The sequence below is a fragment of the Paenibacillus salivarius genome (assembly GCF_051307165.1).
Lineage (GTDB): Bacteria > Bacillota > Bacilli > Paenibacillales > Paenibacillaceae > Fontibacillus.
In genome coordinates this window covers 1,470,180-1,492,478 of sequence record NZ_CP195592.1, presented here as the reverse complement: position 1 = coordinate 1,492,478, position 22,299 = coordinate 1,470,180, and the positions used below count along the sequence as shown (strand labels likewise).

Genomic DNA, 22,299 nt, shown 5'->3' with positions numbered 1-22,299 from the left:
GGTTTCATGCTTTATCTCGTCTTCAGCTTCACGCTTCCAGAACGAACAAGCGGCGGCTGCAACCCCGCAGCTCATCGTCAATCCGGTTAACCGTCTCATTATCGCTTGCGGCAATGCGTTGGTCCAGCAAAGCATTAATGGTTATGTGTATCGAATCGATTTCACGTTCCACATCGTTGTTCCGGTATATCCGCTGCAGCTCTCCGACGGTACTCTTATGTTCGTAGACGAGCTTATGGGTTTCCCGGGAATATTCCACGATCTTTCGTACCCGGCCGTCCTGATAATAATACATCATCATGAATCCGTTATAAATCCGCGTCACCATACCGCTGCCTTTGAAAGCGGCAAACAGAAGTCTCATCACGTTCGTTAAATGAGGTTTTTCCAAGCGGAAAGACAATTCACAGACATAATAACCGTCTTTTCGGTCAAAAGGCAGATGGACTTCCTCGCCGCCGTCATCCTCCAGCACGACCTCCTGACCGCCGTTCTCCAGCACTTTCACCCGCTGACGAACATGAGGATCGTAAACCTTGTGAACAAACTGCGACATCTGTACTTCCGACAAACGCAAACTGGCATTAACATACTCTGTGGCTAACCGCTGAGCCATAAAAATCTCCTCAATTCTTTTAAACTTACCTTTTAAATAATTATACACTACTCCTTAAAACATTTGCTCAGCGGCCAAAACGTAAAATCCAGCCATTTTTCAGAAAAAATCGGTTTAAGCCGTTTTTAACTGCAAAATTTACCTTTCATTCTCACTTTCCTGCCAGCCATTCTTCAAATCCCTTCTTCGTTTGCCGATTCGGGCGCCAATTTCTCCGGATATGCGAACTTCAAAATGTGCGTCCACAGCTCATCCTTACCGATCCCTTCTTCCGAGGAAAACAAGATGATCGGATCGCCGGCGCGGAGCACGAGTCCTTCGCGAATGACCTTCAAATGTTTCTGCCATTTCGATTTCGGGATTTTATCCGCCTTTGTCGCGACGACGCATACGGGAAGATCAAAATGCTTCAGCCAGTCGTACATCAATTCGTCGTCCTTGGTCGGCGGATGCCTCACATCGATGATCAGCAGCACCAGCCGAAGGGGCTCCCGCTCCGTCAGGTACTTCTCGATCATTTTCCCCCAAACCTCGCGCTGGGATTTCGATACTTTGGCATAACCGTATCCCGGCACGTCGACAAAATAAAGCTCATCGTTAATCCGGTAATAATTCAGATGCTGGGTTTTTCCCGGGGTCGAGCTGGTTCGCGCCAGGTTTTTGCGCTGGATCATCCGGTTGATCAACGAAGACTTGCCTACATTGGAACGCCCTGCCAGGGCAATTTCCGGCAAGGCGTCCTCGGGGTATTGATTCGGTCCCACGGCGCTAATGACAAATTCTGCTTTGGTTACTTTCATCGTTCCAATCCTCTCTAATGAAGGCCGGTTTGTTCCACGAGCGCATGCTCCAGGACTTGATCCATATGGGCTACCGGTACAAAAACCACATCTTCCTTCACGCTTTCCGGGATATCGCGCAAATCGCGCTCGTTATCCTTCGGAAGCAGTATCTTTTTGTAGCCTGCCCGGTGGGCGGCCAATGATTTCTCTTTTAATCCGCCGATCGGCAGTACCCGTCCGCGCAGCGTAATTTCGCCGGTCATCGCCACATCCTTGGAAACATGGCGTCCCGTCAAAGCCGAGATGAGCGCGGTTGCGATCGTAATCCCGGCCGAAGGACCGTCCTTCGGTATGGCGCCTTCGGGAATATGGATATGAATATCGTTCTTCTCGTAAAAATCCGTCGCAAGCCCGAGTTCGGTCGCCTTGGAGCGCGTATAACTGAAGGCCGCCTGGGCGGATTCCTTCATAACGTCTCCCAGCTTCCCGGTCAGGATCAGCTTTCCGCTGCCCGGGACGACCGTCACTTCGATAACCAGCGTTTCTCCGCCGACTTCGGTCCAGGCCAGCCCGGTGACCGTGCCGATTTGATCCTCCAGCTCCGCCACGCCGTAGCGATACTTTGGAACTCCCAAATAATCTTTGACCTCGTCCGGCGTGATCACGATCTGCTGCGCGCCTTCGGATACGATTTTTTTGGCGGCCTTGCGGCATAACGCGGCAACCTGCTGCTCAAGGTTACGGACGCCCGATTCGCGGGTGTATTCCCGAATCGTCTTCAACAAGGCATCCTCGCCGATTTCAAGCTGCTCCGGCTCAAGGCCGTGCTCCCGCTTTTGCTTCGGCAGCAGGTAGCGGGTCGCGATCTGCAACTTCTCCATCTCCGTGTATCCCGGAATATAAAGCATCTCCATCCGGTCCAACAGCGGGCGCGGAATATTATGCACCGCATTGGCGGTAGTCACGAACATGACGTTCGACAAATCGAAAGGCACCTCGATAAAATGATCGCTGAACGTATTGTTCTGCTCCGGATCCAATACCTCAAGCAATGCCGCCGAAGGATCGCCCCGGAAATCGGAGGCCATTTTGTCGATTTCGTCCAGCAGGAACACCGGGTTCAACGTTCCCGCCGTTTTCATCCCTTGGATAATGCGTCCCGGCATGGCGCCGACATAAGTCCGCCGGTGGCCGCGGATTTCCGCTTCATCCCGGACGCCGCCAAGGGAGATGCGGACGAATTCCCGTCCCAAAGAACGGGCGATCGAACGGGCGAGCGAGGTTTTCCCTACTCCCGGAGGTCCTACCAGGCAAAGAATCGGCCCCTTCAGCTTTTTCACGAGCTTTTGAACGGCCAAATACTCGAGAACGCGTTCCTTCGGTTTCTCCAAGCCGTAATGATCCTCGTTCAATACCTGTTCCGCCTTGGCCAGATCGAGATCGTCCTCGGTTTTGTCGTTCCACGGGAGACTGAGCAGCCAATCCACATAGTTTCGGATCACGCCGCCCTCGGCCGAACTAGCAGGCATTTTCTCCAGCCGGTCGATTTCTTTCTGCGTTTTTTCGCGTACTTTTTCCGGCAGATTCTTCTCTTCGAGCTGTGCCCGCAGCTCTTCCACTTCTCCGGCGCGCCCTTCCTTTTCGCCGAGTTCCTTCTGGATCGCCTTCATCTGCTCGCGGAGGTAATATTCCTTCTGCGTCTTCTCCATTTGCTTCTTGACGCGTTGACTGATCTTCCGCTCCAGCTCCAGAACTTCACGCTCGTTGTTCAAAATATCAAGCAGCTTCTCGAGCCGCTTTCTGACATCGATGGTCTCGAGAATCTCCTGCTTGTCTTTAATCTTGAGGGACAGGTGGCTCGTAATGACGTCCGCCAGCCGGCCCGCCTCTTCAATGTCGGAAACCGCGGCAAGCGTTTCTGGAGTCACCTTCTTGGATAAATTGATATAATGTTCGAATTGAGTAAGAACCGTACGCATCAGAGCATCGACTTCCGGATCGGAGGATTCCTCCTCCGGGCACTCTTTCGCCATCACTTCGTAAAATTCGTCATTATCCAAATATTCGACGATTTCCGCGCGCTCCATGCCCTCCACCAGCACCCGGATGGTGCCGTTCGGAAGTTTGAGCATTTGACGCACCTTCGCTACCGTTCCGATTCTGAAAATATCTTCTTGGGTCGGTTCTTCAATGTTCACTTCGGATTGAGAACAGAGGAGAATCAAATTGTCGTCGACCATCGCCTTTTCCAGCGCCTTCACAGACTTTTCCCGGCCTACATCCAAGTGCAGAACCATGCTCGGGTAGACGAGAAGACCGCGCAAAGGCAGCAAAGGAAAACGACGGCCTTTGGATTTATGGGGTCCCATCGCTTTCGCACCTCCAGACGTTCTCGTTAGATATCATTTCCATTTTAGCAAATGCGGCCTGAAAACACCAATGAAGAGCGGCTGCTCTAACGGCAGCCGCCCGGAACAACATCGTTAAATTACGCCGCCGGATGGAGGAGATTCCGCGTGCAGGAAAGACGCCGGTGCCGGCGCGGGCGCAAACAATTCCCCGCCGGCGATCATACCGAAATCCTGTTCCGCTTCGGCCCCGAACACATGTCTAAACACTTCGCCGACGGACTCTACCGGAATGACGCTGAGTCCCTCCAGACCTTCAAACAGGGTTTGCCAGTTATCCTTAGGGATCAGCACCGTCGTGGCACCAGCCTGGAACGCTGCTTCCACCTTGGCCACCACGCCTCCGACCGGTTTTACTTTCCCGTGGATTCCGATTTCACCGGTCATGGCGATCCGGTGGTCTACCGGAATCCGCTTGATCGCCGAGGCGATCGCCGTCGCGATGGCGAGCCCGGCGGACGGACCGTCGATCGGAGTCCCCCCAGGAAAGTTGATGTGCAGATCATATCCCGAAGGATCAAGGCCTACCCTTTTCAGCACGGTCAGTACATTTTCCACCGATCCCTTGGCCATGCTCTTACGCCGCAAGGTCCGGCTTCCTCCGCCGATCTCCTCCTCGTCCACGACACCGGTAATATTGTAGGTTCCGGTTCCTTTCGGGACGGGAACGGCTGTGGCTTCAATTTCAAGCAGGGTGCCCATATTGGCGCCGTACACCGCCAGACCGTTCACGACCCCGACTTCCGGTCGGGCCGGGATTTTCCGGTCCGGTCTCGGCGTCAATTGGCTGCTGGTCGCGACCCATTCCAGATCCGCGGCGAGCAGATGATCCCGCTTTTCCGTCAAGGCAAGGCCGGCGGCAAGCTGCACCATATTAACGGCTTCCCGGCCGTTCGTTGCATATTTTTTGATCACGTCGACCGCTTCCGGACATGGCTGGAAACCGATGCGCTTCACCGCGTCTTCCGCGATTTGCGCGATTTCCTCCGGGAGCAGCGGACGGAAATAAATTTCCATGCACCGCGAACGTAGCGCCGGCGGAATTTCTTGCGGCGAACGCGTCGTCGCTCCGACCAGTCTGAAATCGGCGGGCAAGCCGTTCTGGAAAATATCATGAATATACGCCGGAGTATTCGTATCCTCGGAATTGTAATAGGCGCTTTCGAGGTACACTTTGCGGTCCTCCAGCACCTTCAGAAGCTTGTTCATCTGGATGGAATGTAACTCCCCGATCTCGTCGATGAACAGAATCCCCCCGTGCGCTTTCGTCACCGCTCCCGGCTTGGGCTGGGGAATCCCTGCAACCCCCATCGCTCCGGCCCCCTGATAGATCGGGTCATGCACGGAACCGATCAGCGGGTCGGCAATGCCGCGCTCGTCGAATCTGGCGATCGTCGCATCGATCTCCATGAACTTCGCATCCGCTTTAAACGGGGAGACCGGATTCTTCTTGGCCTCCTCCATCACGACCCGCGCCGCTGCCGTTTTGCCTACGCCCGGCGGCCCGTAAATGATGACATGCTGCGGATTTGCGCTGCAAAGCGCCGCTTTCAATGCCCGGAGGCCGTCCTTCTGGCCGACGATGTCGCCTAACGAAGCCGGGCGAGTCCGCTCGGCCAAAGGTTTGGTCAGCGTTACGGCTCGCAGCTTGCGAAGCTTCTCCATCTCCTTGCGCGATTCCCGGTCCACCGCCGTGCGGTTTCCCTTCTGGCTTCGGAGCTGATTCCAAAAATACAGGCCGATCACTACGGCGAAAAACATTTGTACGGACATCAGAATAACACTCAGTTCCATGTCACGATAGCCTCCCCACTTTTGACTGATACTTGGTAGTATAGCCCTTTCGCTCCATCATAAAACGTTAAATTTGCCAGAATGCAGGCTAGCCCTGGAACTAAGACGCCGTGTTGGCTTTGCATAGGATATTGCCGCGGCGGCTGCGCTGTTTGGTAAGCGAAAATTGTCGATGGAGTGAGGGAGTTTACGGCAATGTTTCGGAGAATGATGTGCAAAACGGCGCTTTGTTACTGTGTCTGGGCTATTGTGTGCGAACGCTATGCGAATGTATATGGAGGACATGTGCGGTGGTGTGTTGCACACCGTAGCCATCACTTGTGCTAAGGAATCTGCGTATTCTTATTTGGCGCAATTCGGTAAGAAATACAATCTAACGAAACTAGGGATCGTTATTTGCCGTTTTTATGCTCACATGAAGCTCTTTTTCAGCAAATAGCGTTACCTGGTTTCTTTAAAATTCACAGACCACTTATTCTGTCCGAAAAAGGTTACCATGTTTCGTTAGCCAAGCCCGATGAGGGGATTCACCTGCAAGCCTTCGAAAAAATAAAAAACGCAGCCTGCGATCTGCAGACTGCGCTCATTCTAATTATTAAGTTAACGCCCGATGCTCCTTGCGTCCGGGAATCTCGCCCGTCGCTTCGTAAACTTCAACGATATGGTCGATTTCCTTCTTTAACTCGTTCAGCAGATCGGCTTCAGGCACTTTGCGGATCATTTCGCCGTACCGGAACAAGAGGCCTTCCCCTCTCGCGCCGGCAATCCCGATATCCGCTTCGCGCGCTTCCCCCGGACCGTTAACGGCACATCCAAGGACCGAAACTTTAATCGGCACCTTCAAATTCGAGATGTACTCCTCGACTTCATTGGCGATCGAGAACAGATCGATATCCAGACGTCCGCAAGTCGGACACGAAATTAATGTCGCGGCATTGGATATCAGCCCGAATGTTTTAAGGAGCTCCCGTGCCACCTTCACCTCTTCTACCGGATCCGCGCTAAGGGAAATCCGGAGCGTGGAACCGATGCCCATGGAAAGCAGCGCACCGATCCCGGCCGAGCTTTTCACGGTACCGGAGAACAACGTTCCCGCTTCCGTAATGCCCAGATGCAGCGGATAAGGAATCACTTCCGCCGCTTTTGTGTAAGCCGCAATCGCCATCGGGACGTCCGAGGCTTTCAGCGACACAATAATGTCGTGGAAATCCAATTCCTCCAAAATACCGATATGGTACAAGGCGCTTTCCACCATCGCTTCCGGCGTCGGATACCCGTATTTCTCCAGAAGATGGTTTTCCAGCGAGCCGGCATTGACCCCGATCCGGATCGGAATTCCGCGTTCCTTGCACGCCTTTACTACGGCCTCCACCTTTTCGCGCCGGCCGATATTGCCCGGATTGATCCGAACCTTGTCGATCCCGTTTTCAATCGCTTGGAGCGCCAATTTATAATTGAAATGAATGTCGGCTACGAGCGGAATATGAATCTGCTTCTTGATTTCCTTGATCGCCGCAGCCGCTTCCTCATTGTTCACCGTCACGCGTACGATTTGGCAGCCGGCTTCCTCCAGACGAAGGATTTCCGCCACCGTTGCGGCCACATCCGCCGTTTTGGTCGTACACATGCTTTGAATAATCACTTCATTACTGCCGCCGATCGTCAGATTCCCGACCTTAACCGGCCGCGTATCCTGTCTCAAGAACATTTCAGGTCTCCCCCATAACGCCAAAGCTCCACCCCGAAAACAAGGGTGGAGAATTCGGCATCTATTTTGTCGCAGCTATGGCATTATGCCTTAGGCACTCTCTTCTTGTTTCTTGTTCTTCGGTTCTTCCAGCTCGGGTACCGTTTTCTCGAGCACGACTTTTTCGGTAATGACACATTCCGTCACGTCTTCCCGTGAAGGCACTTCGTACATGATTTCAAGCATAATGCCTTCAATGATCGCACGGAGTCCGCGCGCTCCCGTATTCCGCTTGATCGCTTCGCGGGCAATCGCTTCGAGCGCTTTTTGTTCAAACTTGAGGTTAACGTTGTCGAGCTCAAGCAGCTTCTGGTATTGCTTCACCAGAGCGTTCTTCGGTTCGGACAAAATCCGGACCAAGGTTTTCTCATCCAGCGGCTCGAGCGTCGAGATTACCGGCAAGCGTCCTACGAATTCAGGGATCAATCCGAATTTGAGCAGGTCTTCCGGAAGCACCATCGTCAAGTATTCGCCCGGTTTGAGCTCCTTCTGTCCTTCGCTAGCCGCGTTGAATCCGATCACCTTTTTGCCGATCCGGCGTTTGATCATTTGCTCCAGCCCGTCAAAGGCACCGCCGCAAATAAACAAAATATTCGTCGTATCGATCTGGATGAACTCCTGATGCGGATGCTTGCGTCCGCCTTGCGGAGGAACGGAAGCCACCGTACCCTCGAGGATTTTCAGGAGAGCTTGTTGAACGCCCTCGCCGGAAACGTCGCGGGTAATGGACGGATTCTCCGATTTGCGCGCCACTTTATCGATTTCGTCAATGTAAATAATGCCGCGTTCGGCCTTTTCCACGTCATAGTCCGCAGCTTGGATCAGCTTCAACAGAATGTTCTCCACGTCTTCGCCGACGTAACCGGCTTCCGTGAGGGAAGTCGCATCGGCGATCGCGAACGGTACATTCAAAATTTTAGCCATCGTTTGCGCGAGCAACGTTTTACCGGACCCCGTCGGTCCAAGCAATAGGATGTTACTCTTTTGCAATTCGACGTCATCGATTTTGCTCTGCGTATTTACCCGCTTGTAGTGGTTGTAAACGGCAACGGAGAGCGATTTCTTGGCTTGTTCCTGCCCGATGACATATTGATCCAAAATATCCCGGATCTCTTTCGGTTTCGGAATTTCTTTCAGATCGAGCTCTTCTTCATGACCGAGCTCCTCTTCCACGATTTCCGTGCACAATTCAATACATTCGTCGCATATATAAACGCCCGGTCCGGCAACCAGCTTGCGGACTTGTTCCTGCGATTTGCCGCAGAACGAGCACTTCAGTTGTCCCTTTTCATCGTTGAACTTGAACATGTAAACACCCCTTTAGGATTTAATGGGCTTATTGATGACCTGGTCGATGATCCCGTAGGCCTTAGCCTCTTCCGCGCTCATGAAAAAGTCACGATCGGTATCGCGCTGAATTTTTTCCAGGGGTTGACCCGTCCGATCCACATAGATTTGGTTCAGCTTTTCCCGTGTCTTGATAATCCAGTCGGCATGAATCTTGATGTCCGCGGCTTGCCCTTGAACGCCTCCAAGCGGTTGGTGGATCATCACTTCGCTGTTAGGAAGAGCGAATCGCTTGCCTGGTGCGCCCGCCGTAAGCAAGAGCGAACCCATGCTGGCAGCCATGCCTACGCAAATCGTTGACACATCGGGCTTGATGTATTGCATCGTATCATATATACCCATCCCGGCAGTTACAGAACCACCCGGTGAGTTGATGTACAGATGAATATCCTTTTCGGGATCTTCCGCCGCCAAAAACAGCAGCTGGGCGATTACGAGATTGGCTACGTCATCGTCAATCGCGTTGCTTAAGAAAATAATGCGATCCTTGAGCAGTCTAGAATAGATATCGTAAGACCGTTCTCCCCGGTTTGTTTGTTCCACGACCATAGGTACCAGACTCATGTGACCAACCTCTTTTCTTTATCAATTTCCTTAGCCCTACAATATTTTATCACGTTCAAAGGCGCATGTCATTTTTCACCCATTATAGGGGGAATTTAAAAAGTCATTCAACCTTCCCGATGCCGAAAACCTGACTTTTTAAACACCTATTATAGTTTATGTTTTCGAAAATACAATATGTAAGCGCCTGTTCAAGGACAGACTTTGGTAATAATTGTATGTCGAAAAGTGAAAAATGAAGGCACGCATTTAGTATACGTGCCTTGACTTTGCTTTTTGTTATTCAAAATCCGCTCGGGAAAAACCTGACGGATGATTTCCCTTTTTTTACTCTTCGGATGCTTCTTCCGCTTCGTCCTTCGACTCAGCCTTGGCTGCCGCTTTTTTGGTCGTTTTCTTGGCTGCCGGTTTGCCTTCTTCGGCTTTCTCGGCCGGTACTTCCTTCGCGTTTTCGATCAGGAATTTGATCGTTTTGCGCAGAAGCACGTCTTCTCTCAAGCTGCCAAGCGAACCGTTAGCCGCAAGGATGTTGCGGATTTCTTCAGGGCTGCGTTTGTAAGCTTCAGCCATATCCTGAAGCTCCTTGTTGATTTCTTCTTCGGTAGCTTCAATCTTTTCGGCTTTGGCGATTTGCTCCAGAACCAGATTGTTGCGAACGCGTTTCTCTGCATCGTCCTTCATTTGACCTTGCAGATCTTCAATCGTTTGACCGGAGAATCCGAGGAACATTTCCAGGTTCATCCCTTGTGCGCGAAGACGGTTGTCGAAATCGCGAACCATGTTTTGAACTTCGCTTTGCACCATCGCTTCAGGAATTTCAACTTCCGCGTTCTCACCGACTTTGTCTACGAGAACCCCTTCGCGAGCTGCTTCAGCTTCTCTCTCCTTGCGGGATTGCAGCTGTTTCTTCAGGTCTTCTTTATACTCGTCCAACGTATCGAATTCACTTACGTCTTTAGCAAACTCGTCATCCAGCTCAGGAAGCTGTTTGCGTTTGATTTCGTGAACTTTTACTTTGAAAACGGCTTCTTTGCCGGCCAGTTCTTCCGCATGGTATGTTTCAGGGAACGTTACGTTTACGTCCTTGAAGTCACCGGTAGCCATTCCGACAACCTGCTCTTCGAACCCGGGAATGAAGGTGTTGCTGCCCAGTTCCAAGGAATAACGCTCTGCTTTACCGCCTTCGAAAGGAACGCCGTCAACGGATCCGTCAAAATCGAGAACGACGGTGTCACCGTTTTGAGCCGCTTCTTCGTCGATAACGATAAGCTCGGCATGACGTTCTTGCATGCGCGTAAGCTCTTCGTTCAGTTCTTCTTCGGTAACAGCGATATCGGCGGCAGGAACTTCGATTCCTTTGTAATCGCCAAGTTGGACTTCCGGCTTCACGGTTACTTTTGCTTTGAATTTGAAAGGTTGTCCCTTAGCAAATTGCTCAACGTCCACTTCCGGGCGATCTACCGGGAAAATATCAGTTTGATCAACCGCTTCGGTATAAACTTCAGGAAGCAAAATATCGATGGCGTCTTGGTACAGGCTCTCCACGCCGAACCGGGATTCGAAAATCGCCCGAGGTACTTTACCTTTGCGGAAACCAGGTACGTTTACTTTTTTAACCACTTTGTTAAAAGCTTTATCCAGTGCAGCGGCTACACGTTCCGCTTCCACTTCGACCTCGAGAACGCCGAGGTTCTTCTCTATTTTTTCCCAAGTTGCTTTCATTTTATGCCTTCCCCTCCAAATTTCACATATACTCTTAAATACTGAAACCGAATCGCGATAAAGCAGCTATCCAGGTTCCAGTATAGCTGTCCTTATTCCACGTTCAGAATAACCACTACATTATAAACAACAATACATCTTTTTACAAGAGCTTTAACCTTTCAGCCCTAATGACACAAATTGGCGCATCGTCCGGCAAGCCTGCTCGTATCTCAGCCTAAGGTGATCCGTAACCCCGTACAGACCGCGTATTTCCTCGTCATTCAAACCTCCGGGAAGGCTTTCGGCAACCATTTGATGCAGCGCCGCCGCCCAGATATCGATAACGGCATCCTCATCCCCAAGCAGCGAGCGATAGTCTTTCGTTCCGTAAATCGCCATAATAAATCCGCCCCAAAGCTCCTGGGCAAAATAAAAAAGTGTCGGGTCATGAACCTGGGTCTGATCGCCGACACGCTCAAGCACAGCCTGAATGGGCCCCGGAAAATCTTCCGGTTTGAGCGGAACCGTTTCAATCTCAATTTCCACGTACTCTCCGAGTCGAAATAAGGCGATTGCTCCGTGCGTGCCTCTTCGCTTTAGCGTTTGGAGAACCCGGTATTGGAGAAGCGGGTGCAATTCTTTGCGGCTCAGCCAAGCAATCAATTCTTCGTCGACCTCAGGCCGATCTAAATACGTGAGCTGCTCCAACGCAAGAAAAGTCTGTTCCGAAACGGGCTTGTCCGTCACCGTTCGAATCAGCCTTTCGGCATAATGTTCATCCTCGGCCAGCTTCGCCTCCAAATGCTGCCTGGCCATCGCTTCCTCTTCGTACTCGTCATCCCCGTCGCTTTCCGCAGCGTTCTTCTGCAGCATCGGAAACGCATCGTTCAGCCAATTAAGGAGCGCCTGCCATTCATCATAGAGTCTCGGATCCTGACCTTGGCATTGCAGCAAAAACTCGAGCAGATCCACCGCTTCTCCGTATCGCTCCGTCTCCAGCATTCGAGTCAGCTCAATTTGATAAAAATCCAATGTTTTCGGAAATAAAACAATGTTGTCCTTCTCGTTGTTCCGAGTATCGCTGATATAAGGCACCTCCTTTCAACCGGTCTAATTACCTGAGATTATAGCATAGAGATTATTGTTGGCAAAAATCGGCCCCCGTCCCCGGCAAACTTTTCAAATACCTCTTGCGCTTCCTAACTCGCTGTGGTACACTATTTTCTGCTTCTGTTTTTCTTATGTCCCAGTAGCTCAGCTGGATAGAGCAACGGCCTTCTAAGCCGTCGGTCGGGGGTTCGAATCCCTCCTGGGACGTATAGAAAGAGCCAGTTCAAAAGAACTGGCTCTTTTTGTGTCCAGGGATGAGAACCCCCGTGGGGGTTCGTCGGAGTGAGGCGGTCCCCGTGGTGGACTGACGAACGGAGTCTCGCGCCGGAGCGCGAGTATCCCTCCTGGGACGTATAAAATGAGCCCGTTCAAAAGAACTGGCTTTTTCTACGTCCAGGGACGAGAACCCCCGTGGGGGTTCGTCGGAGTGAGGCGGTCCCCGTGGTGGACCGGCGAACGGAGTCTCGCGCCGATGCGCGAGTATCCCTCCTGGGACGTTTCTTCTATACAAATGGCTCCTACATGTAGGAGCCATTTGTCGTTTTAGTAGAATAACCCCCGTAAAGGCTTCGGCGAAGCTAGGCGGTCTAACGTAATGTCCATTTTGCATGTCTTTTGCTGCATTTCGTGAAAAATGGAGAGTTTTCGCACAAATTGACGAAGATCGGAGTTTTTAAATACTTAAAATAATGTTTGCAGTTATCCGTTCTTCCCTCCATCGGCAAGCGGAGCCCGCACACAAATTACTATTCGGCATTACCCCCGACCGGAAAGACTCTCGATCGCACGGCTCAAAATAGAGCAGGAATGATCGAACTTTTGCTGTTCCTCCGGAGTCAGGTTGAGCTCGAGGACTTCCAGGATGCCGCCCCCGCCTATGATCGCGGGGACCCCGGCACAAACCTCGCTCTTTCCGTACTCTCCTTCGAGGATGACGGAAATGGCGATAATTTTGTGGTCGTCGTTCAAGATCGAGCGGACGATATATGCGAGCGCGTTGCCGATTCCGAATTGGGTATTGCCTTTCCGGGTAAAAATCTCCCAGCCCGCATCCTTGGTTTTTCGCTCGATTTCCTTCAAATCAACATCCTTGAACCGCTCCTTGTGCTGATCCAAAATATGCAATAGCGGCTTCCCGCCGATGGTTACGTGGGACCAGGCAACGAATTGGGACTCTCCGTGCTCCCCGAGCGCATACCCGTTTACGCTGCGCGGATCGATCGAAAAAACGTCGGACAACAATGTTTTTAACCGAGCCGAATCAAGCGAGGTCCCCGTCCCGATAACCCGGTGACGAGGAAAACCGGAAACCTTTTTTACGATATAAGTAACGATATCCACCGGATTCGCGGCCACGACAAACACGCCGTCAAAACCGCTAGCCATGATTCTTCCCACAATCTCGGTCGTGATTTTTTCCGCTTCCTCAAGCACGTCGAGCCGGGTTTGGCCCTCTTTCGGATTGGCCCCGGCGGTGATCACGACCACGTCGGCGTCGCCGCAATCCTCCAGGCTCCCGGCATAGACTTTCGTCCGGCTTGCGGTAAAATCCATGCAATGCGACAAGTCCAAAGCCTGCGCCACCGCCCGGTCAAAGGTACGGTCAATCATCATGATTTCATCGCAAACCGATTGGTTGATCATGGAATACGCACATGCCGCCCCCACCAGACCCGAACCGACAATCGTAACTTTTCTAGACGTTCTGGCCATCCTGCCCCGCCTCCATTTATCCTTTTGGTCAAATCTCTCTTTTCCGCGTCTGAACTGCGCTTTTTTCGATTATAACCGATTCATCATGTACATAATCCGCGAATTTTATCATAGAAAAAGACATGCCGTTGAAACGAATTTTTAAAAAATCTCATAAAATTGTCCTCATGCGGCTCAATGGGATAAAATCAGAAATAATCGCTTTAATTTTTTGAAGGAGGTTGGTTAATAAATGACAATATACGATTTCAGCGTCAAAACCATCGATGGAAAGGATACTACTTTAGCGCCTTATAAAGGCCAGGTCCTGCTTATCGTCAACACGGCCAGCGCCTGCGGCTTAACCCCCCATTACAAAGGGCTCCAGCACCTGTACAGCACGTATAAGGACAGCGGGTTCGCCGTGCTTGGTTTCCCTTGCAACCAATTTGCCGGGCAGGAACCCGGCACTGAGGAGGAGATCAAGAGCTTCTGCGAGCTAAACTACCAGGTAACCTTCCCGATGTTCAGCAAAATCGATGTTAAAGGCGAAAACGCCCATCCGCTCTACAAGTATCTCGTGGACAATACGCCGGCCCCATATCATACGGGCGATATTGAATGGAACTTCGTGAAATTCCTGATCGACCGCGAAGGGCGGATCGTGAAACAATACAGTGCCCGGACGGAGCCCGAGGAACTGGAATCGGATATCAAACAGTTGCTCGCATAATCCCGGAAAGTCGCAAGCCAAAGCTTGCGGCTCTTTTTTTGCATATCGCAATTTCTGAGATTCACTGCTCAAACGTCACAAAATCTGTTAAAATCAAAATATTGTGTAAAAGGAGGTTAACTTGCATAGATGAAAACACGGAGAACGGAACCGTTTCGATACACGATGAAACCTCCCATGGATTGTTGGATTGAAATCACATCCATTAATAACATGCCCGTAACCAGCAAACTCGCCGAGGCCGAATTGATCGACATCAGCAAATCCGGATGCCGGATCCGGACGCCGCTGGATCTTCACTCCGCCGATCATACCATCGGGGTAGCCATGCATATTCAACTTAGCGATGAAAAATATACGTTCCCCGGACACGTTCGCTGGCAGAAAGCTCAGGGAGACGATTTGTTCCATTACGGGTTATCCCTGATGCTGACCAACGATGAAAAAGAGCGGCTCAACATCGAACTCCGCGCCCTGGCGGCCGCCCGCAGAATCGTCGTATTCTAGGCGGTCGTGACGCGAACTCTTGATCTTTCAAATGGATATGATATAATATTTAAGTCGCTAAACGCGGGTGTAGTTCAATGGTAGAATGCCAGCTTCCCAAGCTTGAGGCGAGGGTTCGATTCCCTTCACCCGCTCCATACATATTCAAAGCCCTTTGGAATCCAAAGGGCTTTTCTTGTACACAATCTCATAAAGGAGCTGATACTTGAGATGCCTCTGTGGCTAGTCTATGCGCTGTTATCGGCCGTATGCGCCGCGCTGGTCGCCATTCTCGGCAAGATCGGACTTCAGCATCTCGATGCCAATGCCGCCACCGCGATCCGCTCGGTCATCATGGCGTTGTTCCTGATCGGAGTCGTAGCCGTCCAAGGAAAGTTCACGCAGTTGGCGGAGATCATCGCCCAAAAAAAGGCGTTGTCCTTCATCGTGCTGAGCGGTATCGCCGGGGCCCTTTCATGGCTGTTCTATTTTCTCGCTCTTAAGTACGGGAAAGTGTCCCAAGTCGGACCGATCGATAAACTGAGCGTCGTGATCGCCGTCGTGCTGGCCTTTCTCTTTCTCGGCGAAAAGATTTCCTGGACCGGCGTGATCGGAGTCGTTCTCATTGCAGCCGGAGCGCTGCTCGTGGCGATCAAATAAGCATAGGGACAGTCGCTTTCCGCGCCTAATTTTTCCGTTCCCGGTCCGAGAATGCCTCCAGCAGCGCCGCGGCGATTTGCGTCCGGTTTTTCAGGCCTGTTTTTTGCAGCATCGCATTAATATGCTTCTTGACTGCGGCTTCGCTGATAAACAGTGAGGCCGCGATTTCTTTATTGGTCGCCCCCGTGGCCAAAATCCCCGCAACTTCCGCCTCCCGGGGGGTGAACCCGAACAACCCGGAACCGTTTATGCTCGCTGAAAATCCGCCGCTTTCCTTCCCGCTGTCCATGCTGGATCGGAAACTCGCCACTTGTTCCAGAAAAGCAGCCAATTTATTCCCACGCGTATCGATCCGATAGGTAGTTGCCTCAATCTCATCGTTGTAACGGTACTGATTCGGAATGTCTTGGACGGCGGCGAACCCCAAGCTGCGATGGGAATCCGCATAAAAGGTCAGCGCCGGCGGCGAAGCGACCAGTAGTGTTCCCGAAAGGATATGTTCCATCATCAGATTAACGGTTTCCGATCGAAGTTCCATCATTTCAGGATTGACGACATCCACGGCGAAAACGAACCTGCCCGGTTTTTGGGAGTCGTCCGCGAACGATGTTGCATCTGCTTCTTGCGAGCGGAAATACGGACCCGAAACAGGGGACTGTCGTAAATAAGGCAGCGTATCTTCCCGGATCGGCAGCATGGCTGCCAGTCCAATCACCTGTCCGTCCGGGTTCCGAAGCAGCCTTAGCGCATCGCCCCCGAAAGAAACCAGAGCTTCCGGTTCCCACCCCGAAAAGCGTAGCAGGCTTGCTTCCCCTTCCAATTCATAACGGAATACCGTATCGCTTTCCGCATCGGAGCAGGAGATCCTGAACGTTCTACGGTCGACTCTTCTTCGGTCGATATAATGCTCGACTTCCGGAAGCGTATGTGGCGTAACCTCTTCCCAATAATTTTCCGAACTTCGGCTGAAGCGAAAATGGGCACGGAGGATCGGGTTCCCTTTTTGTCCGATCAATTCATAAATATCTCCGGCGGCCGTCAGGCCTGCCTCCCGTTTTGCCTTAATCCGGGCCGAAAGCAAGGCCGCCGACCGTTCGCGGTATTGGTTAAAGGTGTCCGGCATCCGTTCCCGAAACGCGCGCTGCACCAGGTGACGGACTAAATCATGAAGCTGCCAGCCCCGGCGGGAATCACTGACAAAGGAACGGCGCGTAAGGTCGTAAAATGCATCCTCCGGCACAGGTTCTCCGATAATGGCCTGCAGCAGCTCCTGGTCAAAAAAACGCGGAACCGAAGCCGCATAAACGAGTGAGCGAAGCCGGTTACCGGGCACCTCCTGAAGCCAATACTCCAGCAATTGGTCAAAGGTTCGCCGCATCTTGGCCTGAAGCGGGCCGCCTTCGCTTTTCGCCGCGTCCGACGCCAGCAAGGCCAACGATAGCGGATTCCCGCTCGTGGCAAACCAAAGCCGGTCGATCTTTTCGTCATCCATAATTCCCTGGTGATTGAGGTACGTCTTTACTTCATCATATTGAAGCCCACCGAGGGGGAGCGGGACAATCAGCTTGCGCCAAACCGGGGAGAGCGTCCAAGGTCCTCCCAATGGGTAGCGGCCGGCGATGACGACAAGAATGTCGGAGCTTAACCGGGGGAAAAAGGATTCTCTCAGCCAGTGATCCATACTCCCGACCTCTTCATACTGATCCAGGGCAAGCACCAGCCTCCCGCCATCCGCCGCGGCATGCAATTCCTTTAGCAATCGGGGAAGTCCGGCGTTTCCGTCAACCTCGGCCGCATCAAGTTTCAGCGCGTAGGCAAGCTCCTGCCGAAACAGCTCCGCATCGCCGACCAAATCCCTTAATTGAATTTGGATGCAGCGAACTCCCGTCTCCTCCGCTACCTTGAAAAACCGGGATACAAGCGCGCTTTTGCCGATTCCTCCCGTTCCGTAAACATTGATAATCCGCTCCGCGCCCGGTTCGGTTTGTTGTAGCATGGCCCGAAAAAGAGCAAGCTCGAACTCCCGGCCGGTAAAGTCCGCTTCGCCGATCCGGTTCATCGTTTCACCATACGTTTCCATGCTATCCCCCCGCCAAATTACAAGTTTAGCCAAAAGTATACTATCAAAGTAACGGAATGGGTAGTACTCTCCAGGCCGGCGCCATGTTAGATTTTTGGGGAAAGGAGAGATGAGCAATGGCCCGTTATGATCGTGAAAAATTGATGAAAAAGGAAAGAATCAGCGGTTCGGAAATTTTGCTGCGGACCTTGCTGCTTGAGGAAGTGGAGTGCGTTTTCGGATATCCCGGGGGATCCGTCCTTTACATTTATGACGCCATGCACGGAAATCCGGAGTTTAAGCATATTTTGACCCGGCATGAGCAAGGGGCCGTCCATGCCGCCGACGGTTACGCCCGGGCAACCGGACGCACCGGAGTTTGTTTGGCTACGTCCGGTCCCGGCGCGACGAATCTCGTAACCGGAATCGCAACGGCCTATATGGACAGCGTGCCGCTGGTGGTCATTACCGGAAATGTCGCAACCGGCCTGCTCGGAACCGATGCTTTTCAGGAAGCGGATATTGTAGGGATCACCCAGCCGGTGACCAAGCATAGTTACACCGTAAGGGACGTCAGGGAGCTGTCGCGAATTTTGCGGGAAGCTTTTTATTTGGCGAACACGGGACGCAAAGGACCTGTTTTGATCGATATTCCCAAAGACGTCTCCTCAGACTCGACCGAATTTGTATATCCGGAATCCGTATCGATCCGGGGGTATATCCCTTCACCTCCCATTGCGACGAAAAACGTACATGCCCTGGCCGAGGCGATCCGGGAATCCGAAAGACCGCTTTTGATTGCCGGTGCCGGAGTCATCCATGCCGGGGCGGAACGGGAACTGGCCGAATTGGCGCGAAGTTTCGGTATCCCCGTCGCCTCGACGCTGCTCGGGCTCGGAAGCTTCCCGACGAACGACTCCCTGGCGCTTGGCATGGCCGGGATGCACGGCAGCGTCGCCGCAAACCGCGCCATACTTTCCTGCGATTTGCTGATATCGGTCGGTTCCCGGTTCGATGACCGTCTGACGATGCGGCTCGACGGATTCGCGCCGCAAGCCAAAATCGCCCATATCGACATCGATGCAGCGGAAATGGGCAAATTGGTGCGGAACTCCATTTCCATGGTCGGCGATGCCCGGGCCGTATTGTCCGAACTAATTACCGAACTCAAGCCATGCGGTTATTCGGTGACATCCCGGGAACGTACAGCCGGCTCCGCATGGATCAAGGAACTCGAAGAGATTAAACGGAGTCATCCCCTCCGCTATGCGGACAGCGATGTTTCTCTGAAACCCCAATATGTCATAGAACTGATCGCATCCACAACAGGCGGCGAGGCCATTATTACGACCGACGTAGGACAGCATCAAATGTGGGCGGCCCAATTCGGGCAGTACATCCGGCCGAGGAGCCTCATCACTTCCGGCGGTCTCGGGACGATGGGATTCGGTTTTCCGTCCGCGATCGGAGCCCAGATCGGCTGTCCCGACCGCGTGGTCGTCTCCATCAACGGGGACGGGGGAATGCAGATGTGCGCCCAGGAGCTGGCGATTTGCGCAATTAACGGCATCCCCGTCAAAATCGTCGTGATTAACAACCGGACCCTCGGCATGATCAAGCAATGGCAGGAGCTTGTCCACGACGGGCGGCACAGCCATATCGACCTGTCGGGCAGCCCGGATTTCGTGAAGCTTGCGGAGGCTTACGGAATCAAAGGGCTGCGGGCAAGCAACAAAGCAGAGGCTCGGGAGGCATGGAAAGAAGCGCTGGAATATCCGGGTCCCGTGCTGATCGATTTTGTCGTGGACCGGGATGAATTGGTCTATCCCATGGTACCGCAGGGAATGGCCCTCAAGGATATGATCATAGGGGGTGATGGAGATGGAAAGACATACGATCGCCGTATGGACCAACAATCAGGCGGGGGTTCTGCAGAGAGTCGCCGGATTATTCAGCCGGCGCGGGTATAATATCGAAAGCATTACCGTCGGTGCCTCCGAGACGCCGGGAATATCGCGGATGACCATCATCGCGGCGGGGAATCGCAAGATGCGCGATCAAATCATCGTCCAGCTGAGAAAACTGATCGATGTTATCAAAGTCGCTCCATTGGAGGAAGATTTCAAAATTTCCCGCGAGTTGATGCTGATCAAATTGCGCTGCAAGCCGGAGCAAAGGCAGGAAATTTTCGCGGTATTAAAGCCGTTTCACGGGTCGGTCACCGATGTCGGAACGGATTCCCTGATGATCCAAGTGACGGGGGAAGCCGCAAAAAATGAAGCCGTCTGGCGGCTGCTCTCGCCGTACGGAATCATCTCGTTAAGCCGGACGGGTGAAGCGTCCATGTCGCGCTGCTAAGGGTTGTTATCCCTGGGCGCAAAAAGAGCCGATTCTAAATGAATTGGCTCTTTTTGCGGCGTCCCAGGACGATTACTCTCGATCCGGCGCGAAGGCTCTGCCCATCGGTCCACCATAGTTCACCATACGCAACCGTTTTAAATGTAAATGTGTATGAAAAATCGTACACAATTCGGCGATTTTCCGTATTTCGCGCAAATCTGTATGAATTATCGTACACAATTCGGCGATTTTCCGTATTTCGCTCAAATCTGTATGAAATATCGTATACAATTCGGCGATTTCCCGTATTTCGTGCAATTCTGTATGAAATATCGTACACAATTCGGCGAATTCCCGTATTTCGTGCAAATCTGTATGAAATATCGTATACAATTCGGCGATTTCCCGTATTTCGTGCAAATCTGTATGAAATATCGTACACAATTCGGCGATTTTCCGTATTTCGCGCAAATCTGTATGAAATATCGTACACAATTCGGCGATTTTCCGTATTTCGTGCAATTCTGTATGAAATATCGTACACAATTCAACAGGTAACCTCACTTCGTTGACCTCAACTTGGGGGTTTCAGTCTCCTGGTACGACAAAAGTTCCGCAATAGGAGCCTTTGTGTTATGTCCCAGGTCGGGGTACTCGCCCTTCGGCGCGAGACTCCGCTCGCCGGTCCGCCACGCGCGAACCGTCTCACTCCGACGAATCCCACGAGGGTTCTCATCCCTGGACGTAAAAAGAGCCAGTTCTGAACTGGCTCTATATATGTCCCAGGTCGGGGTACTCGCCCTTCGGCGCGAGACTCCGCTCGCCGGTCCGCCACGCGCGGACCGTCGCACTCCGACGAACCTCACCGGGGGTTCTCATCCCCGGTACGCCAAAAGAGCCAGTTCAATGAACTGGCTGTATATGTCCCAGGTCGGGGTACTCGCCCTTCGGCGCGAGACTCCGCTCGCCGGTCCGCCACGCGCGGACCGTCTCACTCCGACGAACTCCACGAGGGTTCTCATCCCTGGACGTAAAAAGAGCCAGTTCAATGAACTGGCTGTATATGTCCCAGGTCGGGGTACTCGCCCTTCGGCGCGAGACTCCGCTCGCCGGTCTCGCCACGCGCGGACCGTCTCACTCCGACGAACTCCACGAGGTTCTCATCCCTGGACGTAAAAAGAGCCAGTTCAATGAACTGGCTCTTTATTATACGTCCCAGGAGGGATTCGAACCCCCGACCGACGGCTTAGAAGGCTGACTGTCGAAAAGACTGCCTTTTTAACTTGAGAACATGGGGATAATTCTCCGAGAACCCGTACCAGACTTTCTGAGGGATAGTGGGGATGAACGGGAGAGACTTGTTTAGCTCTCACTTCCAAGTCTCTGCTGTCCGTTTGCTGTCCACGGGCTGTTCAACGGCTGTCTCCGAGTACCTTCCAAGCCCAGCAAGCCTTTGTCGGTGTCTTCCTCTCTCAGTTTTGGTAAGTCGAACTTGGAACAAACGTCTCGGGGGCAAGGTAATTGTGCAAAGAGTATACGTATGTTAGAATCCAGGCAGAAAACTCAAAGGAGACCGTGTATGCTAAACTTACAAAGCCACCAAGGACTATCTCAGATGCTCAGTCACGCGCTTTCGCTAAACAAGACGTCTGTAGACAAACTGTTCGAACTGTACCCGACTGCCGAAGATATTCTTGAAACAACCCCTTCGTGTCTCGCCAAGTATTCTGGTCTATCCATCCACCAGATTAAAAGTATCAAATCCCTATTGCACTTTATGACCGCTCCACAACGCACACCCAAACTAATTCGTACACCTGAACATGTAGCCGAACTACTCCGTAGCAAATTTGCATTCCGCAACCAAGAACTTTTCTACTGCCTTTACCTGAACGTCAAGAATCGACTCATTGCTTGCAAACAAATCAGTCTTGGCACTCTTAATGCCGCAGTCGTCCATCCACGAGAGGTTTTCCGTCCTGCTATACTCTATGCCGCCGCTAGCGTTATATGTGCCCACAACCATCCAAGCGGCAACCCAACACCTAGCGAAGAAGATATTGCTGTAACTCAGCGACTCCAACAAACTGGAACTATCATCGGCATCGACCTACTCGACCACATCATATTCGGCAACAACAACTATATCTCACTCAAACAACAAGGCTATTAACTAACTCCTGAATCCGTGAACTTGAACAAATAAATCCTGAGGCGGACACAGGAAAATGCAGCCAAGAAGGCGAATTATTCAAGT

Annotated in this window: 18 protein-coding genes and 2 tRNA genes; 9 read left to right on the top strand and 11 right to left on the bottom strand. The window is 52.2% G+C overall.

Going from position 1 to position 22,299, the window contains the following annotated elements; genetic code table 11:
* Nucleotides 1-28: 28 nt before the first annotated feature.
* The 9 genes from ACSFXJ_RS06615 to ACSFXJ_RS06575 form a co-directional block, all read right to left on the bottom strand.
* Nucleotides 29-616 (bottom strand): non-ribosomal peptide synthetase module, encoded by a 588-nt coding sequence (locus tag ACSFXJ_RS06615; RefSeq protein WP_435924401.1) that lies wholly within the window; start codon nucleotides 614-616, stop codon nucleotides 29-31.
* A gap of 173 nt (nucleotides 617-789) precedes the next feature.
* Nucleotides 790-1,416, bottom strand: coding sequence for a ribosome biogenesis GTP-binding protein YihA/YsxC (gene yihA / locus ACSFXJ_RS06610; protein WP_435924400.1), 627 nt, complete (start codon nucleotides 1,414-1,416; stop codon nucleotides 790-792).
* A gap of 14 nt (nucleotides 1,417-1,430) precedes the next feature.
* Nucleotides 1,431-3,767: an endopeptidase La gene (gene lon / locus ACSFXJ_RS06605; RefSeq protein WP_435924399.1), complete on the bottom strand. Its 2,337-nt coding sequence runs from the start codon at nucleotides 3,765-3,767 to the stop codon at nucleotides 1,431-1,433.
* Between the two features lie 114 nt (nucleotides 3,768-3,881).
* The gene (gene lonB / locus ACSFXJ_RS06600) at nucleotides 3,882-5,600 is read right to left on the bottom strand and encodes an ATP-dependent protease LonB (RefSeq protein ID WP_435924398.1); all 1,719 of its coding nucleotides are present in this window, start codon (nucleotides 5,598-5,600) and stop codon (nucleotides 3,882-3,884) included.
* A 595-nt stretch (nucleotides 5,601-6,195) separates the two neighbouring features.
* The gene (gene ispG / locus ACSFXJ_RS06595; RefSeq protein WP_435924397.1) at nucleotides 6,196-7,308 is read right to left on the bottom strand and encodes a flavodoxin-dependent (E)-4-hydroxy-3-methylbut-2-enyl-diphosphate synthase; all 1,113 of its coding nucleotides are present in this window, start codon (nucleotides 7,306-7,308) and stop codon (nucleotides 6,196-6,198) included.
* Nucleotides 7,309-7,398: 90 nt separating this feature from the next.
* Nucleotides 7,399-8,655, bottom strand: coding sequence for an ATP-dependent protease ATP-binding subunit ClpX (clpX, locus tag ACSFXJ_RS06590; RefSeq protein WP_435924396.1), 1,257 nt, complete (start codon nucleotides 8,653-8,655; stop codon nucleotides 7,399-7,401).
* Nucleotides 8,656-8,667: 12 nt separating this feature from the next.
* On the bottom strand, nucleotides 8,668-9,258 hold the full coding sequence (gene clpP / locus ACSFXJ_RS06585; protein ID WP_435924395.1) for an ATP-dependent Clp endopeptidase proteolytic subunit ClpP: 591 nt from the start codon (nucleotides 9,256-9,258) through the stop codon (nucleotides 8,668-8,670).
* Nucleotides 9,259-9,585: 327 nt separating this feature from the next.
* Complete coding sequence (gene tig / locus ACSFXJ_RS06580; RefSeq protein WP_435924394.1) at nucleotides 9,586-10,980, bottom strand: trigger factor; 1,395 nt, start codon at nucleotides 10,978-10,980, stop codon at nucleotides 9,586-9,588.
* Between the two features lie 153 nt (nucleotides 10,981-11,133).
* The gene (locus ACSFXJ_RS06575; RefSeq protein ID WP_435924393.1) at nucleotides 11,134-12,057 is read right to left on the bottom strand and encodes a hypothetical protein; all 924 of its coding nucleotides are present in this window, start codon (nucleotides 12,055-12,057) and stop codon (nucleotides 11,134-11,136) included.
* A 148-nt stretch (nucleotides 12,058-12,205) separates the two neighbouring features.
* Here ACSFXJ_RS06575 and ACSFXJ_RS06570 point away from each other — a divergent pair.
* Nucleotides 12,206-12,279: transfer RNA gene (locus tag ACSFXJ_RS06570), tRNA-Arg, on the top strand.
* A 549-nt stretch (nucleotides 12,280-12,828) separates the two neighbouring features.
* Here ACSFXJ_RS06570 and ACSFXJ_RS06565 read toward each other — a convergent pair.
* On the bottom strand, nucleotides 12,829-13,785 hold the full coding sequence (locus ACSFXJ_RS06565; protein ID WP_435924392.1) for an L-lactate dehydrogenase: 957 nt from the start codon (nucleotides 13,783-13,785) through the stop codon (nucleotides 12,829-12,831).
* A 232-nt stretch (nucleotides 13,786-14,017) separates the two neighbouring features.
* Here ACSFXJ_RS06565 and ACSFXJ_RS06560 point away from each other — a divergent pair, with 232 nt between their 5' ends.
* The 4 genes from ACSFXJ_RS06560 to ACSFXJ_RS06545 all read left to right on the top strand — a co-directional run bounded on the left by ACSFXJ_RS06560 (nucleotide 14,018) and on the right by ACSFXJ_RS06545 (nucleotide 15,643).
* The gene (locus tag ACSFXJ_RS06560) at nucleotides 14,018-14,497 is read left to right on the top strand and encodes a glutathione peroxidase (RefSeq protein ID WP_435924391.1); all 480 of its coding nucleotides are present in this window, start codon (nucleotides 14,018-14,020) and stop codon (nucleotides 14,495-14,497) included.
* A gap of 129 nt (nucleotides 14,498-14,626) precedes the next feature.
* On the top strand, nucleotides 14,627-15,004 hold the full coding sequence (locus ACSFXJ_RS06555; protein WP_435924390.1) for a PilZ domain-containing protein: 378 nt from the start codon (nucleotides 14,627-14,629) through the stop codon (nucleotides 15,002-15,004).
* Nucleotides 15,005-15,067: 63 nt separating this feature from the next.
* A tRNA-Gly gene (locus ACSFXJ_RS06550) sits at nucleotides 15,068-15,141 on the top strand.
* Nucleotides 15,142-15,214: 73 nt separating this feature from the next.
* Nucleotides 15,215-15,643 carry an EamA family transporter gene (locus ACSFXJ_RS06545; RefSeq protein WP_435924389.1) on the top strand — a complete coding sequence of 143 codons (429 nt, stop codon included), beginning with the start codon at nucleotides 15,215-15,217 and terminating at the stop codon, nucleotides 15,641-15,643.
* Between the two features lie 25 nt (nucleotides 15,644-15,668).
* Here ACSFXJ_RS06545 and ACSFXJ_RS06540 read toward each other — a convergent pair whose 3' ends face one another.
* A complete protein-coding gene (locus tag ACSFXJ_RS06540) occupies nucleotides 15,669-17,723 on the bottom strand; it encodes a LuxR C-terminal-related transcriptional regulator (RefSeq protein ID WP_435924388.1) in 2,055 nt (684 codons plus the stop codon).
* 116 nt (nucleotides 17,724-17,839) lie between these two features.
* Between ACSFXJ_RS06540 and ilvB the strand changes: the two genes are divergently transcribed.
* The 4 genes from ilvB (at nucleotide 17,840) to ACSFXJ_RS06520 (ending at nucleotide 22,215) form a co-directional block, all read left to right on the top strand.
* Complete coding sequence (gene ilvB, locus ACSFXJ_RS06535) at nucleotides 17,840-19,672, top strand: biosynthetic-type acetolactate synthase large subunit (RefSeq protein WP_435924387.1); 1,833 nt, start codon at nucleotides 17,840-17,842, stop codon at nucleotides 19,670-19,672.
* Nucleotides 19,584-20,060 (top strand): acetolactate synthase small subunit, encoded by a 477-nt coding sequence (gene ilvN / locus ACSFXJ_RS06530; RefSeq protein ID WP_435924386.1) that lies wholly within the window; start codon nucleotides 19,584-19,586, stop codon nucleotides 20,058-20,060. Before ilvB ends, ilvN begins: the two co-directional genes overlap by 89 nt.
* A 1,030-nt stretch (nucleotides 20,061-21,090) precedes the next feature.
* The gene (locus tag ACSFXJ_RS06525) at nucleotides 21,091-21,300 is read left to right on the top strand and encodes a hypothetical protein (RefSeq protein ID WP_435924385.1); all 210 of its coding nucleotides are present in this window, start codon (nucleotides 21,091-21,093) and stop codon (nucleotides 21,298-21,300) included.
* Nucleotides 21,301-21,621: 321 nt separating this feature from the next.
* Nucleotides 21,622-22,215 carry a RadC family protein gene (locus ACSFXJ_RS06520; RefSeq protein ID WP_406879776.1) on the top strand — a complete coding sequence of 198 codons (594 nt, stop codon included), beginning with the start codon at nucleotides 21,622-21,624 and terminating at the stop codon, nucleotides 22,213-22,215.
* Nucleotides 22,216-22,299: the final 84 nt, after the last annotated feature.